Source organism: bacterium (assembly GCA_024742285.1).
In the GTDB taxonomy this organism is placed as follows: domain Bacteria; phylum Myxococcota_A; class UBA9160; order UBA9160; family UBA4427; genus UBA4427.
The window spans coordinates 820,086-834,976 of record JANSYR010000001.1 but is presented as its reverse complement, the minus strand read 5'-3'; the positions used below and the strand labels follow the sequence as shown (position 1 = coordinate 834,976).

Genomic DNA, 14,891 nt, shown 5'->3' with positions numbered 1-14,891 from the left:
TCGTTTCCTATCCGATTCTTGTTCTCGATCTCGTGCTCGTCACGTTCGGACTGCTCGGCGCTCGATCGATCTACTCCCTCTGGCCTCATTCGAAGTGGCTGTTTCTAGGCTGGCTCTTGTCTTTCTTCCTGATCGGCCTCGTAGCCTCTTTCGAGATGCTGGCGCTCGACGACTCCCTGTCCGCTGCCGGGGCTCTTGTGGGTGTGCTCCTCGTCGGCGTCGTGGGTGCCGCCGGATTTCGGTACCTCTCTCGAGTCTGCCGACCCGCCGTATAACAAGCCCCTGAACCTGACAGACAGTTGGCCGGGGTGAGAGCGGGGCTCCGCGGCCTCCTGGCGCTCCGCGCCCAAGGCCGCTCGTGCCGATTGGCTACGATCGCCGTACCTCGATCAGTTCGACGCCGGCGAGGTCTGCAGGTTATGGGCTGATCCGTTATACGGCACCCGGGCGTCGGACCTGCTCGGAGTTGCCCTCAAGGCGATGAAGCTACCGAACGCGAACAGGGCTGAGATCCCGCCCGAGAAGCTACGCGAGTACCTTCTCTCGGCCAGTCATCCTGTCGGGCGATTCAAGTCGCGGTTCTTTCGGTCGCTCGGGTACACTCCGGAGAACTGGGAATCGCTCTCCGAGGTCCTTCTCGAGGTCGCGCGCTCAGGTGACGCAGTAGAGGTGTCTTCGCCCTTCGGTCGCAAGTTTCGCGTCGCCGGAGATATTCCCGGAACCGATGGCAAGCCTGCCGCGATCCTGACGATCTGGATTCTGACGCCGGATACTGAGAATCCCAGGTTCGTGACTGCGTACCCTCAGGAGTAGCCGATGGAATTTCGCGAACTCGATACCGTCGTCCTAAAGCGGGACATGCCCGATCTGGGTCTTCGCAGGGGGGACCTGGGCGCGGTCGTACACGTTTACGGAACTGAGGGGCTCGAAGTCGAGTTCGTGACCGCCTCAGGCGCTACTGAAGCGCTGGTGTCGCTGACACCCGACGACGTCCGAGCGATCGCCGCAACCGACTTGGTGTCTGTTCGCTCGCTTCGAAGGTCTGCGTAGGCTCTGCCAGGGCGCCGTATAACAAGCCCCTGAACCTGACAGACAGTTGGCCTAGTTGGGAACGAGGCTCCGCGGCCTCCTGGCGCTGACGCGCCCAAGGCCGCTTGTGCCGATTGGCTACGATCGCTGTACCTCGATCCGTCCACGCCGGCGAAGTCTGCAGGTTATGGGCTGATCCGTTATACGGCAGACGCTCCAATGCCGGTGCCCTACGGAATCGCGGTCGGCGTGCCAGTAGCGGTGGCGGCCCTGGTGCTGTTTTGGTCCTCAGCCCCCGACGCCGGCAACCGCCGTCGACTCGCGTCGGCTCTATCCGCTCTATCCTGCGTCTGCTTGGGGCTCCTGGGTTCGATCTGGCCTTCGATCTTTACGCTGTTCGCCCTGGTCTCGATTCCGGCATTCGGGATGTTCGTGTGGGAGATCTGGCGTCCGCGAGTGACTTCAGGATCTGCGTCGGAGCTCTATCTGCGGTTCGTTCTCTTGCTGTCCGCGGGATCGTTGACGCTGATGACGTGGGAATGGCTGATCAGGCGTCCTGCGACGTAGGCCGCGATCGCGTCCGCCGTACAACAAGCCGCTGCACCTGACGGAGCGTTTGTCGAGTTCCGATCGGAAGTCCGCGACCTCCTGGCGCTTCGCGCCCAAGGCCGCTCGAGGCGCTGGGCTACGCTGCGCTGTACCTCGATCGAGTCGGCGCCGGCGAACTCCGCAGGTGATCGGCTGATCCGTTATGCGGCAGAGCCCACGACTGCGCTAGGACAAGGGAATGCCGCTCTGGCTGAAGATCGTCCTTCTGGTCGTGGCCCTGCCGATATCGCTTCGCCCGTTGCTACCCGATGTCGCGCCTTGGCTCGGGACAAGCGTCGAGTTTCAAAGCTCCGACGCAGGCTGGCATGACGGCGAAGTCCTCAGCAAAGGGCGTGACTTTGCGGACGTTTCGGCGCTCTTTGAAGGCTACAAGCGTCGATGCGAACGCCCGGACGCAAATCTCGAGCGGACGGTCGAGAAGCCGACTCCCTTAGCCCTTAGCTGGTGGTTCGATAACTACGACGATCCAAAGTGGCGAGTTCCTTTCGCGGAATCGCGCGCGATCCGCCTGAGCCTTGAGGACATCCGCGACTGCCGAGGCGCGAGGGGCTCCGCCGCATAACAAGCCCCTGAACCTGACAGAGCGTTGGGCGAGCTGGGAGTGGGCTCCGCGGTCTCATCCCGGCTTCGCCGGGAAGACCGCTCGTGGTATTCTGGCGACGAACTTGATCTGCTCGGCCTGGGCTCGGAGGCGATCCCTGCAGGTTATGGGCTGATCCGCTATGCGCCAGAGCGACTACCGACTATGACTAGATCGCCGCGGTTGCTGCTGGCGCTGATCGCGTGTTTGCCCGTATTCGTAGCTTGCGAGCCACCTCACGCTGATGAGACGGAGCGATGCCGGATCGAGTGCGCGGAGCAGGGTCTCGAGTTGGGAACGGCGTTCGTCGACGACTCGCTAGATCCAGACTCCGAAGCTAGGTGCGTCTGTCGAGTCGAAGACGAACCGAACGAGATTCCGACCGACGTGCCGCTTGACCCAATCGAGCTCGGCCTTCCCTAAGCCGTCGCTCCGCCGCATAACAAGCCGCTGCACCTGACGGAGAGTTTGACGAGTTTCGAACGAAACTCCGCCGCGCAGACTCCTCGTCTAGATCGACGGGGAGAGCGCGGCTTGTGCCATCTGGCGTAGAATTCAGTCTCTCGATCGGTCGCGCGCCGGCGAACTTCGCAGGTGAGCGGCTGATCCGTTATACGGCATGTCCGCGATGCGCGTTGACTGGCGACATCCCTTAGCCCTTCGAACCTGGATTCGAATGCGTCTGCCCTACTTTCTGATCGACGCCGGAGTTGCGAACAAAGGCGAAGACTGTGAACGACTCGGTGCAGACCATCACTGGTACAACAAGGATGGAATCTCAAGCGGCTGCTACTACTGCGAAGTCTACCGCGAGGGCCGATTGTGGGAATCCCCGCTGAGATGAGTCGGCCGTGCTGGGCCACGCCGAATAACAAGCCGCTGTACCTGACGGAGAGTTGGCCGGGACAGGAACGGAGCTCCGCGGCCTCCTGGCCCTTCGGGCCCAAGGCCGCTTGAGCCGTTGGGCTACGTTGCGCTGTACCTCGATCGAGTCGACGCCGGCGAACTCCGCAGGTGATCGGCTGATCCGTTATGCGGCAGGTCGCGAACTGATGCTCTACCACGGCCTCGTGCTAGCCGGGATCTATCTGATGGTCTCGGGGATCGCGGATCTCGCGCACATCCCGATCAACCTCTCTCCCTATGACTCCGAGCTCAAGAAGTTCGTAGTTCCCGACGAGTGGTTTCCCCTCGCAGCCGCTGGGATTGCCGCGCATTTCGTGTTTGGCGTCCTCCCAGGTGCACTCCTGATCCGGCTTGCGCGGCCAGTCGCCGATCGATTCGCGAGCGATGCGTCAATCGAGAGCTACGGCTTCTCCGATTCCGGACTCTACGTGGTCTTACTTCTCGTACTGGCCATCTTCTTCCTCGTCGTTGGTCTCGCGCAAGTCGTTGTCGGACTCACGCAGCTTCTGCCTGAGCTCATGGACTATGACGAGTACTCAATGCTTCGCTTCGGAATCGGTCCGCTAGGAGCGGGACTAATGCAAGTTTTTGCCGCCGTGGCCATCTACTACCACTCCCTGGGTGCTGTAAGACCCGCCGCATAACAAGCCGCTGCACCTGACAGACAGTTTGCGGAGCTAAGAGTGGGCTCCGCCGCCCAGATCCACGTCCCTTCGGGACGCGGAAGGCGGCTCTAGCCGATTGGCTACGATCTGGATCTCTCGATCCAGCCGCGCCGGCGAAGTCTGCAGGTGATCGGCTGATCCGTTATGCGGCACGAACTCGGCCTAGGTGTAAACGGTGAGTGACGAGCAGCAAAGCCGCGAATCGGCACGCGAAGACGCCTACTTCTCAGCTCTCGTGAACGCATGGTTCACGACGCGAATGGAAAAGGATAGAACGTTGCTCGCGCTCTCCGCGGGTGGAGTCGCGCTACTCGTGGGTCTCCTTACGGGATTCGGAGCGCGCTCCCTATGCCATCTGGTTCTGTATCTGCTCGCGGCAGCCGCCTTTCTGGCGGCGATCTTTTCCGCAATCGCAGTCTTCGGCGGAAACGCGAGATACCTCGAGAAAGAGAAGGAATCTTTCGAGTCGAGCGGTGCGCCGACCGGTCGTGACCGAAACCTCGAGCGGCTCGACTGGACGCTCGGCGCCTCCTTCTTCGCCGGCGTTATCCTGACTGTGGCTGTTGCGCTAGTATCCGCATGGCCAGCAACCAATCCCGTCGAGGACCCTATGTCAGCCAAGCCGTCAAAGGGAAGGACTACGAAGCCGTCGCCGCCCAAGACGGTGAAGAAGAGCCTATCTGGCGCGAGCTCGATGCGTCCTAGCAAAGGTCCGCAGGGTTCCGGATCCGGCGCGAAGCCGTCGGGAGGCAGCTCCGGTTCGTCCTCCTCGGGGTCGGGAAACGGCGGAGGAACTTCCTCCGGGAAGTGAGATCCAGGGGTGCTCTTCGTCTCTTTCGAGACGAGTCGTCGGTTTAGTGGGGAATCAAGATGTCTGAGAACCGCGAGAAGAGTTCAGAGTCCTCAAGTACCTTCTCTCGAGACAGTCTGTCTGGCGCGAGCGCGATGCGCCCCTCAAACGCTTCGGCGCCGCAACCCGAAGGCCAGCAGGCTTCGGCGACTTCGGGAAGTTCTCCTGCGTCTGAATCGGCAAGTCAGCCGTCTTCTGAGGCCGGGCAAGCACCTTCGTCGACAGAGAGCTAGCTAGATCGACGTTCGCGCCGCATAACAAGCCCCTGAACCTGACGGACAGTTGGCCGAGTTGGGAACGGGCCTCCGCGGCCTCCTGACCCTTCGGGTCCAAGGCCGCTTGTGCCGCTGGGCTACGATCGCTGTACCTCGATCAGCCTGCGCCGGCGAGGTCTGCAGGTTATGGGCTGATCCGTTATACGGCAGGACTCCCGCGATGCTCATTCGCCCGTTGCTCGCGGCCTCCGTCGTAGTTGTCGTCGCCTTCGCGTTCGTGGCGCTCGCTCACGAAGAGAGTTTGGTCTCTCTTGCTGACGACGGTCGCCTGTCAGGACTTCCCGAGGAGTACGGCTCGGCGTTCTTGAGAGTTGATCGGCGCGAGTCCGAGTGGAAGGTCGAAGTCGAACTTGGCGGACGCCGGACCCAGCTCCCGCGCTGCTTAGTCGAGTTCTTCGAGAACTCCTCGAAACCTCTCGAGATTGGCGCCTCCTGGTACCACGACTCTGAATACCTGCCGCCCTACCTCTCAATTGGGTTGGCGCAGAAACCCGGACGGGCAGACCAGGCCGTTTGGCTCGATATCGCCTTCGCGCTCGACGATGCGCGGCTCGTTGCCTTCGATCTTTCCGCGTCCTATCCGGAGAGAAGCGGTCAGCTCGCGCATATGGATCCCGCGAGGGTATGCACGCCCGATGAGCTTCGAAGCCTGAGATTCCGTCCCGCCGTATAACAAGCCGCTGCACCTGACTGAGAGTTTGACGAGCCGGGAACGGGACTCCGCGGCCTCCTGGCCCTTCGGGCCAAGGCCGCTCGTACCGCTGGGCTACGATGCGCTTTACCTCGATCGAGTCGATGCCGGTGAACTCCGCAGGTGATCGGCTGATCCGTTATACGGCATGCCCCGACCTCCTCAGCCCGTCGCCTTCCACTTGAGGCCTGGCTTCTTCTTCGTCGTCGCGCACTCGCGAAGGTAGAGGTTGATGAGCGTCTGATAGGGGATCTCCGTGTCCTCGGCGAGATCCTTGAAGTATTCAAGGGTTTCCTCGTCTAGGCGGATCGTAATCTGCTTCTTCAGGCGCTTCGCGTAGGGGTTTCGCTTTCCCTTTGAGAAGTCGTACTTGTCTCTCATGATCGCCACCTCTGGTCGTAGTCGCGACGCTCCTCGCGGTGCGCCTTTCGTGCTGAGATGATTCGGATCACGTCCTCGCCCTCGCGGTAGCAGTGGCAGACCACGAGAGTTCTGAGGCTTGCACTAAGACCGATCAGGACGAAACGGTCCTCGTCTTCTTCTTCTTCGTCTGGGTCTTCCATGAAAATCGCGAGGTCGTCGTAGAAAACAGTCTGCGCCTCCTCGAAGGAGACCTTGTGTTTCCTGCGATTAGCCGCGCTCTTTCTCTCGTCCCAGTCGAATCGTAGATCCGGCATGCGTCCTATTGTAACTACGATGTAGTTACGTGCCAGACACGCCGTATAACAAGCCCCTGAACCTGACAGACAGTTTGTCGAGTCGGGAGCGGGCTCCGCGGCCTCCTGCGGCTGACGCCGCCAAGGCCGCTCGTGCCGCTGGGCTACGCTCGCCGTACCTCGATCAGACCACGCCGGCGAAGTCTGCAGGTTATGGGCTGATCCGTTATGCGGCATGGAAGGTGTGCTTGAGCAAACGTGAAATCATCCAGACCGCGATGGTGCTTGGCGGACTTTGGATTGTGATCTCCGGTTTTTCCTCGCTAGCTCCCACGCTGGCGAGCTCTACCATGATCATTTCCTCAATCGGGGAAGTAGATGTTGTAGACGACTTGATCCTTCCCGGTCTGATCGCACTAGCCGTCTTCCTGATGTTCTCGCTGGTACCCGGATACTTGGTAATCGATCAAAGCGAGAAGTGGGCTAGACGTCTATTTCCGGATTCAGATCAGACTGTCGAACTCGGTCCAAGTCTTCTCTTCGCTGCGGGCGCAATGCTTTTCGGCGTCGTTTGGATGGTCGAGGGCGCGATTCTTCTGCCAATCTCGCTACTGCGGCTCGCCTTCTATTTCGGATCTGAACTTTCCCCGAGCGGCCTTGAATCGGTAGCTGTGAGCATGGCTACTGCTCTGCTCTGGTTCCTCGCAGGCTTCCTGCTTTTCCGGTATGGCGCCCGCCTTGCCCGCCACGCCGCATAGCAAGCTGCTGAACCGGACGAAGAGTTGGCCTTGCGTGGTCGGCCTCCGCCGCCGAGACTTTCGGCGTCCGCCGAGAGAAGGCGGCTCTTGCCGCCTGGCGACGAATCCTGAACTTTGATCGGTACGACGACGGCGAACCTCGCCGGCTATCGGCTGATCCGTTACACGGCACGTCCGGTTGCATGAGTGCCGTGTAATCGGTAATTTCTCGGCGTGATCGCCTCATTCGGGGATTCCGGTACCGAAGCCCTGTACCACGGTCGCCGAACCAGTAAGGCGCGCCGCTTTCCGTCTGATTTGGTGCCGGCGTGCCTCCGCAAGCTGGATCTTGTGAATGCGGCTCAGGCTCTACTCGATCTGCGCTCTCCGCCAGGCAATCGCCTGGAGGCGCTCAAGGGCGATTGGAAGGGCTTTCACAGCATCCGCATAAACCAGCAATGGCGAGTCGTGTTTCGCTGGGTCGACAACCAAGCACACGATGTTCAGATCGTGGACTACCACAGGGGATAGAAATGCAGCCGCAGAAACGTATCCCGACGCATCCCGGTGAAATTCTTCGGTACGAGTTCCTGGAGCCGCTCGGTCAGTCTCAGGTGGCTCTCGCCGAACACCTGGGAATCTCCGTCCAGAGGGTGAACGAGCTCGTTCGAGGCAAGCGCGGGGTGACCCCTGAGACGGCTTGGCTTCTCTCGCAGGCGCTGAATACGACCCCTGAGTTCTGGCTCAATCTCCAGTCGGCGTACGATCTAGCCGTTTCTCGTCCAGCTCGGAAGGTTGGGAAGCTTCGCCGAGCCTCCTGAGAGGACGCGCCGTATAACAAGCCCCTGAACCTGACAGACAGTTTGTCGAGATGGGAACGGAACTCCGCGGCCTCCTGACCCTTCGGGTCCAAGGCCGCTCGTGCCGCTGGGCTACGATCGCCGTACCTCTATCAGTCCGACGCCGGCGAGGTCTGCAGGTTATGGGCTGATCCGTTATACGGCAGTCACTCCCAGCAGGAGCGAGCGTCTTGAACGAAGCGGAGCTGCTCGAAACGGTCACGAACTACCACGGCCTGGCCGTGAGCGCGATGGTCTTCTATCTCTCGATCGTGACGGCGTACCTCGTATCGGCCCACTTCGTCGGGAAGCAACTCGACCGATTCCAGGTCGCTACGATCACGTTCTTGTTCGTCGCTTTTTCCTTTTTCGCGACCGCGGGTTCTATCGGGTACTTCTGGCAAGCATCCCACTATTTCCGCCAAACGAAGGCGTACCAGACTCTCCAGATTGAGGAGTTGGTATCCCCACACTCGCTAATTGGAACCGCCGAGGTTCTTGGGATCCTCGCAAGCCTCTGGTTCATGCGTCAGGTTCGAGGCGAACGACAGGGCGGAGCGGACCAAGACTGACCGGAATCCGTGACCGCCGCATAACAAGCCCCTGAACGTGACAGGGAGTTGGCCGAGCCGGGAGCGATCTCCGCGGACCCATCCCGGCTTCGCCAGGAAGGCCGCTCGTGGTACTCTGGCGACGAGCTTGATCTGCTCGTCCCAGGGGCGCCGGAGATTCCTGTGGGTTCCGGGCTGATCCGCAATACGGCATGCTAGTTCAGCACACCGACCCCGGTTTCGAGCGCGTCCATACGGTGATCGACTACTACGATGGTCCCTGCGAAGGCCTGGCGAGCTTCCAGGATTGGCCTCACTTGTTCAAGTGCGGGTGGGATGAGACTCGCGACGATTGGAGCGAGACGTTCGCCGTTGTCGCTGTCGGTCCGACGTACTTCGTCGCGGCGCTCGAAGATTGGGAGATCTGGCTTCGGTATGAGCGAGCGTATCACTCCGGGAACGCCAGCTCTGCCGAACATCCAGCGCTGCCAGCGGACCGAGAGCGTCATGTGGAGCTCGTCCAGACGATGGACGCCGAGGCCCCAAAAATCTCAAGCAGATCGCTTTGATTGATTCCCGAGTTCGAGCCGCTGGAAACGCCGAGTCCCGAAGCGCGCCGGCTTCTCCGTCCCCTTCAGGTTCGCTGGCGGACCCCGCACGCCGTACAACAGGCCCCTGAACCTGAGAGACAGTTAGCCGAGTCCGGAACGGAGCTCCGCGGCCTCCTGGCGCTCCGCGTCCAACGCCGCTCATGCCGTTGGGCTACGCTCGTCGTACCTCGATCGGGCCCCGCCGGCGAAGTCTGTAGGCGATGGGCTGATCCGTTATTCGGCATCTCGTCCGGGGGCGTACCGGTGATGCTCTACAACTCGCCCGTCGCCGTCGCGATTCTCGGAATCGTCCTCGTGGTCGCCCTGTTCGGAGCCGTGCGGTACTGGCTTCGCTCCGGCGACGATCAAGAACTCCTTGATCAAGCCGAAGAGGAGGGCCGCTTGAGTCCCGTGGTACGGGAGATCTGGGAGAGCAACCGGCGCGAGTACGCGCTGACGCTCCTCGGAATCGCTCTGTTCCTGGCCCTATTGATGTGGGTCGTGGACCAGGATCTTCAGCCGTAACTTCGACGCCGTGTAGCAAGCCGCTGAACCCGACAGACAGTTGGCCGAGGTGGCACTGGCGCTCCGCGGCCGCCTGGCGCTTCGTGCCCAAGGCCGCTCGTGCCGTTGGGCTACGATCGGTGTGCCTCGATCAACCTACGCCGGCGATGCCTGCAGGTTATGGACTGATCCGTTATGCGGCATGCTGCGCAAGTCTGGATCGACGGGCACGACGGACCAGAGAGAGACGCAGGCGCCGGATCCAATAGGCGGACGATGAGCGACAGTATCTCAGACGTTCTCCAGACTTCGGCCGAAGTCGCTGTAGCCTTCGTCGGCTTCGCGAGTCTGATCGGGGTTTTCTACGCGCGAACCGAGGGTCGTCTTCCGGAGAGCGTCCGGCTTTCCTTGAGATCTCTACTTGATTATGGGCTGATAGCCCTCGTTGCATGTGGGATGCCGCTGCTCCTCAGGGAAACGGCGCTACCGGCGACCACGATCTGGAGACTGTCGAGCGGATTGATGGCCGTTCTCGTGGCCGGATACATGATGATCTCGCAGATCTATTACAAAGAGGTGTCCGAGCTCGCGCGAGCGTCATCCAAGACGAGATCTGCAACGATCGCGTTTCTCGTTGTGGGTGACGGAATCGCGATCCTGGTCTTGGCTCTCAACGCTGCGGGTTGGCCGTTCGACGTGCTGCCAGCGATCTACCTTGCCGGCGCTGTCTTCTGGAACGTGTGTGGTGCAGCTGTGTCTTTTCGTGGCGTGATCGATCTCGCCTGGTCAGAAGGGGACGGCTGAGGTCATGCCGGTGGCTCCGCACGCCGCATAACAAACCCCTGAATCTGAAGGACGGTTGGTCGAGTCGGGAGCGGGGCTCCGCGGTCTCTTGACCCTTCAGGTCCATGGCCGCTCATGCCGCTGGGCTACGATTGCTGTACCTCGATCAGCCGACCCCGGCGAGGTCTGCACGGATGGGCTGATCCTTTGTGCGGCACGAATGCGGCGACACCTCCTACCCACGATCGGAGCCCTGCTCGTCGCGCTCGCGTCAGATGCGCAGGCAATGGATGTCGTCGTTCCGACTTTCGTCGACGAGATTTCCTGCCTCGCGCGGAGGGTTGCGGTCGTCAAGATCGTCGATCGTGCGCCTCTCCACACTGATGGCGCGGAATGCGGCCATGTCTACCTGGTGGACGTCGTCGAGGCGATCGACAGTCCCGTCGAGCGATTCTGGATCTACTCCAACGAGGATCGATTCGAGCCCTCAGATCAGGACTACTTGATGGTCGCGTTCCGTTGGTCTCATGAGGTCTCCGTCCCTCTCGCATGCTACGACGCGGAGGGATCCGAAATTCCCTGTCCGCCTCCGGCGCCTTCCGAGCTCCAGATGTGCGTCGGGCGACGCGCGGACTGGTCCGTGACCGGCTACCAGAGGTTGTTTCGGCTCGAACAGATGTCGCCTTCGATCGGAATCAAGGGCCGCTGGGTCGTAACCGACCGTGAGAGCATTCTCCGGGACCTGTTCCACGTGCGCACCTTCAGGATCTTTCCGCCTGGTGGTTCCGGGAGAGTTGAATCCGCGTTCTCGCTTGATGATCTGAAGCGACTGATACTCGCGATCCCCGCCGAATCGTGTGGCTAGCGTTCTCGCCGGATGATCAGCCGCTCAACTTGCCAGACAGCGGGCCGAGTTCCGATCGAAACTCCGCGGCCCTCTGCCGCCTCGCGGGCGGGCCGATCCAGGCGCTGGGCTACGGTTCGTCGTAGCCCGATCGCGTCGACGCCGGCGAAGTCCGCAGCGAGTCGGCCGATCCGAAGGACGTCCTGACCGCGACTGCCATGGCTGACTCGGTCCCTCTCAACGGCGGCTGCCTGTGTGGCGCGATCCGATTCGAGATCCGCGAGATCTTCGATGCCGGGTACTGCCACTGCTCGATCTGTCGTCGGCTGAGCGGTGCTCCTGCCGTTCTGTGGGCGAATCTTCCTTCGAGAGCGTTCGGCCTCGTCGCCGGCTCGCCTCGGGGCTTTCGGTCCTCGGAGTCCTGGACGCGATACTTCTGCGGCGAGTGTGGTGGCCCCGTCTATCAGCAGGTTTCCGATCCCCCTGGCGATGGGTCGGATCTCCTGTGCGTTCTCGTTCCGACGCTCGATACGCCCGAGAAGGTTCAGCCGCGCGCTCATATCTGGTGCGGTTCGAAGCTGGCCTTCTTCGAAACCGATGACGAACTACCGCGATTTCCGAAGGGCGAACTGACGCCGCCGCCGTAGCGATCTCCCGCTCGCGCCACGGACAAGCCCCTGAACCTGATAGACAGTCGGCTGCGAGGGTGAGGAGGCGCCGCGGCCTCCTGACGCCTAGCGTCCACGATCGCTCGTGCGTATAGGCTAAGGTCGCCGTCGATCGATCCAGTCGACGCCGGCGAACGCCGCGGGTGACCGACTGATCCGTTGTACGGCAGGCTTCGGACCGGCTTGCCCGAGGCCCGAAGCGATGATTCAGACGCTCGCCCGTCCGTCCTTCGAGTGGGCGGGAATACTGCTCCTGGTGGGTTTCCTCTCCGGATGCGCGGCGCCGATCCGTGGCTATCCGGGCACCGAGCGCACGTTCTCGGAGGTGGCGACGGTTCAGGGCTTCCGAACGGTCATTCCCTTCACGAGTGCGGTCTTCGAAGTGACGATCGAGGCGGTGAACGGCGCATCCGAGGTCGAGGCGTGGACGGCTCCCAGCCGTACGATCCAGCTGATGCCGGGTTCGTACACCTTCGATGTGACGGCGGACTGGGTCGCGACGGTCCCCGCTGCGCTCCTCATGAAGTCGAGCGACGAGGACTCGAGTCGGTCTTTCACACTCTTCGTCGAGGGGGGGCGGACGTACGAGATCCACTTCGAGCGCGAGCGAAAGTTCTTCTACGTCGTCGAGATCGAGAGTGAAACGAAGTCGCGCGGCGATGACCTCGAGCTTCCCGAAGACGTATGCCGCCTCGCCCCGACCCCGAAGGATCGCGAACGATGCGAGGCCGCTGAATCGCCCTGAGTTCGCCCCGCGACGCCTGGCAAACCGACGTGCCTGGATGACGGTTGGCCGAGGGGGGAACCCAGTCTGCCGTCTCGCCTCGTCTCGGCTCGCTCCGGAAAGACCGCCCGTGATTGGCTGGCAGCGAGCTCGATCTTCCTCGAGTGGCGCTCCCCGCGAATTCGGCAGGTCATGGGCCACTCCTCGACAGGGTAGGCGCGCGGTGCCCGAATCGATGAGAATGGTGAAGCCGCGCCAGAGGGCGGCTCTCTCGACGACCCAGGAGATCGTTTCCATGGCGATCCTCTTCGGGCCGTGTGCCCTCGCGTCCAGCGTCGAGCGTCCGGAGGAGCATCCTGCCATCCGGAACCTGATGCTGCTTTCCGTCGGATTTCTGCTGGTCACCGGGATCTGGCATCTCTTCACGAACCGATCTCCGGAGAAGAAGATTCGAGGCGATCGTGCCTGACATCCGGGGCCCAGGGTGGCCCGCGGTCGACCACGTGATCTTCTGGAGCCCGCTATGGCGGAATCGGCGCTAGCCCCGCCCGCCGTGAGACGCGCCGCTGCAGATGGCGGAGGATGAGCCGAGCGGGTCGAAGCGCCGCGGCCTCCCGGCTCTACGGGCCGAAGGCCGCTCGCGCCGGTCGGCTACGATCTCCGGAACTCGATCGAGTCGGCACCCGCGAAGTCTGCGGGTGATCGGCGGATCTGACATGCGGCGAGTCTGCCGCGCCGAGCCGAGGCTTTCATGAACGCGGGACTCTTCGCGACCATCTTCACGACCGTGTTCATCGCGGAGCTCGGCGACAAGACCCAGCTTGCAACGATGCTCTACGCGTCGGACGCGGAGAATCCTCGCGCTACGGTATTCGCCGCCTCTGCGGCGGCGTTGGTGCTCTCTTCGGCCATCGGCGTCGTCGCGGGCCACGCGATCTCGGAGTATCTCGATCCGAACGTCATCCGCTGGATCGCGGGACTCGGCTTCGTCGGTGTCGGCGTCTGGATTCTTGCCGTGGGTGAGTAGGCGCGTCGCATCACGAGCCGCTCCACCCGGCGCGGCCACCGGGCGTTGCGTCGGGCGCCTCCGCCGCCGAGACTCTCGACGTCCGACGGCGGACTTCGAGCCCTGATCGGACCCGGGCTGATGAAGCCCGCAGCGAGGCGGCGGATCCGCCCCGCAGAATCGGAGTGTGATCTTGCAGATACGGATCCTCGCGCCCATCGCGCTGGCCCTCGCTTCGATCGTTCTGAGTTGCGCCTCGGTGCCCACCCGCGACGTGTTGCCGAACGAAACGGTCGCGGCGCCGAAGCCGATCAGCCGGCCGCCGTTTCAGATCCCTGCCCAACTGCTCCAGAGCGAGTCCGAGGCGCGGATCACGCTCGACATGATGGTCGAGGGAAGCGGTCGCGTTTCGGATGTCCGCGTGTTGAACTCTGAACCGGAGGGTGCACTCGACCGGAACGCCTCGAGGGCGGCCCGCCGTTGGCGCTACGAAGCTCCGGTCGTCGACGGTGTTCGGGTGCGCAGGCGAACCGAACCCGTCACGGTCTACCTCTTCATCAATCGCTGCCCGGATCCAGGGCCAGGTGCCGGTGATCACATCAAGATCTGCGCGCAGACCCTGCCCTAGCCCGGGTCTCGTCGCCGTGTGGCCAGCCGCTTCGCCGGGCAGGCTGGCGGCCGCGACGCGAGGGGCCGCTGCCCCTCGGCTCCGTACCCTTTCCAGGCAGACGGGAGTGGCTCGAGCCATCTGGCGTTGACTCTTCTTCTCTCGATCGAGTCGATGCCCGCGAAGTCTGCAGGTCGTGGGCCGATCCGTCATGCGGAATCCCGGGACCGAGCCGTGACGCCCGCGGACATCCTGCCAGCCTGATCGAACTCTCGGTCGCGATCGCAGGCTTCTCCGCCGTGGTCGTCGCGATCCAGGAGCGTGCTCGCAACGACGCCCAGGCTCGCATCTACCTGAACTCGCTCCTGCTGAGCACCTTCAACTCCTGCGCCCTGGCCGTCGGCGCGATGGTCCTGCTGGCTTCCCCTCTGGACCCGGACGCAGCCTGGTCGACGACGAGTCTCGCGCACCTGCTCGTCGTCGGAGGCGTGCTCGTCGTTCGGGAGATGCAGAGGCCATGAGGGGTGTTCGTACGGACGCGTCCGCTGCGACTCGCGCGGGTCGTTCTCTATTCGGTCGGCGTTTGTCAGCTCGTCAATGCGGTCGCGCTGCACGAGCCCTGGGTCGCCGCCCTGGGACTCGGCGCCTACAGCCTGCTTGGCTTCGGATTCTTCGTCGCGCTGCTCTCCGAACTGATTCGGCCGGACGCCGAATAGCAAGACCGTGGATTCGACCGGACGTGGATCGGGTTCGGATTGGAAACTCGCGACTTCGCCC

23 protein-coding genes are annotated in these 14,891 nt (G+C 62.5%); 21 read left to right on the top strand and 2 right to left on the bottom strand.

Features of this window, described 5'->3' with window-relative positions; all coding sequences use genetic code 11:
* The 7 genes from NXI30_03770 to NXI30_03740 all read left to right on the top strand — a co-directional run.
* Positions 1 to 275 (top strand): hypothetical protein (locus tag NXI30_03770; GenBank protein ID MCR9093314.1); only part of this gene is annotated, 275 nt, incomplete at its 5' end.
* Positions 276 to 480: 205 nt separating this feature from the next.
* Complete coding sequence (locus tag NXI30_03765; protein MCR9093313.1) at positions 481 to 813, top strand: hypothetical protein; 333 nt, start codon at positions 481 to 483, stop codon at positions 811 to 813.
* A gap of 3 nt (positions 814 to 816) precedes the next feature.
* Entirely contained in the window at positions 817 to 1,050 is a 234-nt protein-coding gene (locus NXI30_03760) for a DUF4926 domain-containing protein (protein ID MCR9093312.1), read from the top strand.
* Between the two features lie 766 nt (positions 1,051 to 1,816).
* Positions 1,817 to 2,200 (top strand): hypothetical protein, encoded by a 384-nt coding sequence (locus NXI30_03755; GenBank protein ID MCR9093311.1) that lies wholly within the window; start codon positions 1,817 to 1,819, stop codon positions 2,198 to 2,200.
* 1,070 nt (positions 2,201 to 3,270) lie between these two features.
* Entirely contained in the window at positions 3,271 to 3,768 is a 498-nt protein-coding gene (locus NXI30_03750) for a hypothetical protein (GenBank protein ID MCR9093310.1), read from the top strand.
* A 196-nt stretch (positions 3,769 to 3,964) separates the two neighbouring features.
* Positions 3,965 to 4,600: a hypothetical protein gene (locus tag NXI30_03745; GenBank protein ID MCR9093309.1), complete on the top strand. Its 636-nt coding sequence runs from the start codon at positions 3,965 to 3,967 to the stop codon at positions 4,598 to 4,600.
* Positions 4,601 to 5,074: 474 nt separating this feature from the next.
* Complete coding sequence (locus tag NXI30_03740) at positions 5,075 to 5,587, top strand: hypothetical protein (protein ID MCR9093308.1); 513 nt, start codon at positions 5,075 to 5,077, stop codon at positions 5,585 to 5,587.
* 180 nt (positions 5,588 to 5,767) lie between these two features.
* On the opposite strand, the gene NXI30_03735 is transcribed toward NXI30_03740, so the two are convergent.
* Both NXI30_03735 and NXI30_03730 read right to left on the bottom strand, forming a co-directional pair.
* Entirely contained in the window at positions 5,768 to 5,986 is a 219-nt protein-coding gene (locus tag NXI30_03735; GenBank protein ID MCR9093307.1) for a BrnA antitoxin family protein, read from the bottom strand.
* Positions 5,983 to 6,282: a BrnT family toxin gene (locus NXI30_03730; protein MCR9093306.1), complete on the bottom strand. Its 300-nt coding sequence runs from the start codon at positions 6,280 to 6,282 to the stop codon at positions 5,983 to 5,985. Before NXI30_03730 ends, NXI30_03735 begins: the two co-directional genes overlap by 4 nt.
* 227 nt (positions 6,283 to 6,509) lie before the next feature.
* On the opposite strand from NXI30_03730, the gene NXI30_03725 reads away from it, so the two are divergent.
* The 14 genes from NXI30_03725 to NXI30_03660 all read left to right on the top strand — a co-directional run bounded on the left by NXI30_03725 (position 6,510) and on the right by NXI30_03660 (position 14,830).
* Complete coding sequence (locus tag NXI30_03725) at positions 6,510 to 7,019, top strand: hypothetical protein (protein MCR9093305.1); 510 nt, start codon at positions 6,510 to 6,512, stop codon at positions 7,017 to 7,019.
* A 213-nt stretch (positions 7,020 to 7,232) separates the two neighbouring features.
* Positions 7,233 to 7,529, top strand: coding sequence for a type II toxin-antitoxin system RelE/ParE family toxin (locus NXI30_03720; GenBank protein MCR9093304.1), 297 nt, complete (start codon positions 7,233 to 7,235; stop codon positions 7,527 to 7,529).
* A gap of 2 nt (positions 7,530 to 7,531) precedes the next feature.
* Positions 7,532 to 7,819: a HigA family addiction module antitoxin gene (locus tag NXI30_03715; protein ID MCR9093303.1), complete on the top strand. Its 288-nt coding sequence runs from the start codon at positions 7,532 to 7,534 to the stop codon at positions 7,817 to 7,819.
* Positions 7,820 to 8,028: 209 nt separating this feature from the next.
* Positions 8,029 to 8,409 (top strand): hypothetical protein, encoded by a 381-nt coding sequence (locus NXI30_03710; GenBank protein MCR9093302.1) that lies wholly within the window; start codon positions 8,029 to 8,031, stop codon positions 8,407 to 8,409.
* Positions 8,410 to 8,645: 236 nt separating this feature from the next.
* On the top strand, positions 8,646 to 8,957 hold the full coding sequence (locus NXI30_03705) for a hypothetical protein (protein ID MCR9093301.1): 312 nt from the start codon (positions 8,646 to 8,648) through the stop codon (positions 8,955 to 8,957).
* Positions 8,958 to 9,380: 423 nt separating this feature from the next.
* The gene (locus NXI30_03700) at positions 9,381 to 9,503 is read left to right on the top strand and encodes a hypothetical protein (GenBank protein MCR9093300.1); all 123 of its coding nucleotides are present in this window, start codon (positions 9,381 to 9,383) and stop codon (positions 9,501 to 9,503) included.
* Positions 9,504 to 9,758: 255 nt separating this feature from the next.
* Complete coding sequence (locus NXI30_03695; GenBank protein ID MCR9093299.1) at positions 9,759 to 10,286, top strand: hypothetical protein; 528 nt, start codon at positions 9,759 to 9,761, stop codon at positions 10,284 to 10,286.
* 199 nt (positions 10,287 to 10,485) lie between these two features.
* Complete coding sequence (locus tag NXI30_03690; GenBank protein MCR9093298.1) at positions 10,486 to 11,130, top strand: hypothetical protein; 645 nt, start codon at positions 10,486 to 10,488, stop codon at positions 11,128 to 11,130.
* A gap of 849 nt (positions 11,131 to 11,979) precedes the next feature.
* The gene (locus tag NXI30_03685; GenBank protein MCR9093297.1) at positions 11,980 to 12,522 is read left to right on the top strand and encodes a hypothetical protein; all 543 of its coding nucleotides are present in this window, start codon (positions 11,980 to 11,982) and stop codon (positions 12,520 to 12,522) included.
* Positions 12,523 to 12,796: 274 nt separating this feature from the next.
* Positions 12,797 to 12,970 (top strand): hypothetical protein, encoded by a 174-nt coding sequence (locus NXI30_03680; GenBank protein ID MCR9093296.1) that lies wholly within the window; start codon positions 12,797 to 12,799, stop codon positions 12,968 to 12,970.
* Between the two features lie 282 nt (positions 12,971 to 13,252).
* Positions 13,253 to 13,528 (top strand): TMEM165/GDT1 family protein, encoded by a 276-nt coding sequence (locus NXI30_03675; protein ID MCR9093295.1) that lies wholly within the window; start codon positions 13,253 to 13,255, stop codon positions 13,526 to 13,528.
* Positions 13,529 to 13,700: 172 nt separating this feature from the next.
* On the top strand, positions 13,701 to 14,135 hold the full coding sequence (locus NXI30_03670) for a TonB family protein (protein MCR9093294.1): 435 nt from the start codon (positions 13,701 to 13,703) through the stop codon (positions 14,133 to 14,135).
* Positions 14,136 to 14,413: 278 nt separating this feature from the next.
* On the top strand, positions 14,414 to 14,635 hold the full coding sequence (locus tag NXI30_03665) for a hypothetical protein (protein ID MCR9093293.1): 222 nt from the start codon (positions 14,414 to 14,416) through the stop codon (positions 14,633 to 14,635).
* Positions 14,636 to 14,638: 3 nt separating this feature from the next.
* Positions 14,639 to 14,830, top strand: coding sequence for a hypothetical protein (locus NXI30_03660; protein ID MCR9093292.1), 192 nt, complete (start codon positions 14,639 to 14,641; stop codon positions 14,828 to 14,830).
* The last annotated feature ends 61 nt before the right edge of the window (positions 14,831 to 14,891 follow it).

What these genes read in the sequence shown, in the direction of transcription:
- NXI30_03765 (MCR9093313.1), top strand. Translation starts at nt 481, where the DNA reads ATGAAGCTACCGAACGCGAACAGGGCTGAGATCCCGCCCGAGAAGCTA.
- NXI30_03760 (MCR9093312.1), top strand. Translation starts at nt 817, where the DNA reads ATGGAATTTCGCGAACTCGATACCGTCGTCCTAAAGCGGGACATGCCC.
- NXI30_03755 (MCR9093311.1), top strand. Translation starts at nt 1,817, where the DNA reads ATGCCGCTCTGGCTGAAGATCGTCCTTCTGGTCGTGGCCCTGCCGATA.
- NXI30_03750 (MCR9093310.1), top strand. Translation starts at nt 3,271, where the DNA reads ATGCTCTACCACGGCCTCGTGCTAGCCGGGATCTATCTGATGGTCTCG.
- NXI30_03740 (MCR9093308.1), top strand. Translation starts at nt 5,075, where the DNA reads ATGCTCATTCGCCCGTTGCTCGCGGCCTCCGTCGTAGTTGTCGTCGCC.
- NXI30_03735 (MCR9093307.1), bottom strand. Translation starts at nt 5,986, where the DNA reads ATGAGAGACAAGTACGACTTCTCAAAGGGAAAGCGAAACCCCTACGCG.
- NXI30_03730 (MCR9093306.1), bottom strand. Translation starts at nt 6,282, where the DNA reads ATGCCGGATCTACGATTCGACTGGGACGAGAGAAAGAGCGCGGCTAAT.
- NXI30_03715 (MCR9093303.1), top strand. Translation starts at nt 7,532, where the DNA reads ATGCAGCCGCAGAAACGTATCCCGACGCATCCCGGTGAAATTCTTCGG.
- NXI30_03695 (MCR9093299.1), top strand. Translation starts at nt 9,759, where the DNA reads ATGAGCGACAGTATCTCAGACGTTCTCCAGACTTCGGCCGAAGTCGCT.
- NXI30_03690 (MCR9093298.1), top strand. Translation starts at nt 10,486, where the DNA reads ATGCGGCGACACCTCCTACCCACGATCGGAGCCCTGCTCGTCGCGCTC.
- NXI30_03685 (MCR9093297.1), top strand. Translation starts at nt 11,980, where the DNA reads ATGATTCAGACGCTCGCCCGTCCGTCCTTCGAGTGGGCGGGAATACTG.
- NXI30_03680 (MCR9093296.1), top strand. Translation starts at nt 12,797, where the DNA reads ATGGCGATCCTCTTCGGGCCGTGTGCCCTCGCGTCCAGCGTCGAGCGT.
- NXI30_03675 (MCR9093295.1), top strand. Translation starts at nt 13,253, where the DNA reads ATGAACGCGGGACTCTTCGCGACCATCTTCACGACCGTGTTCATCGCG.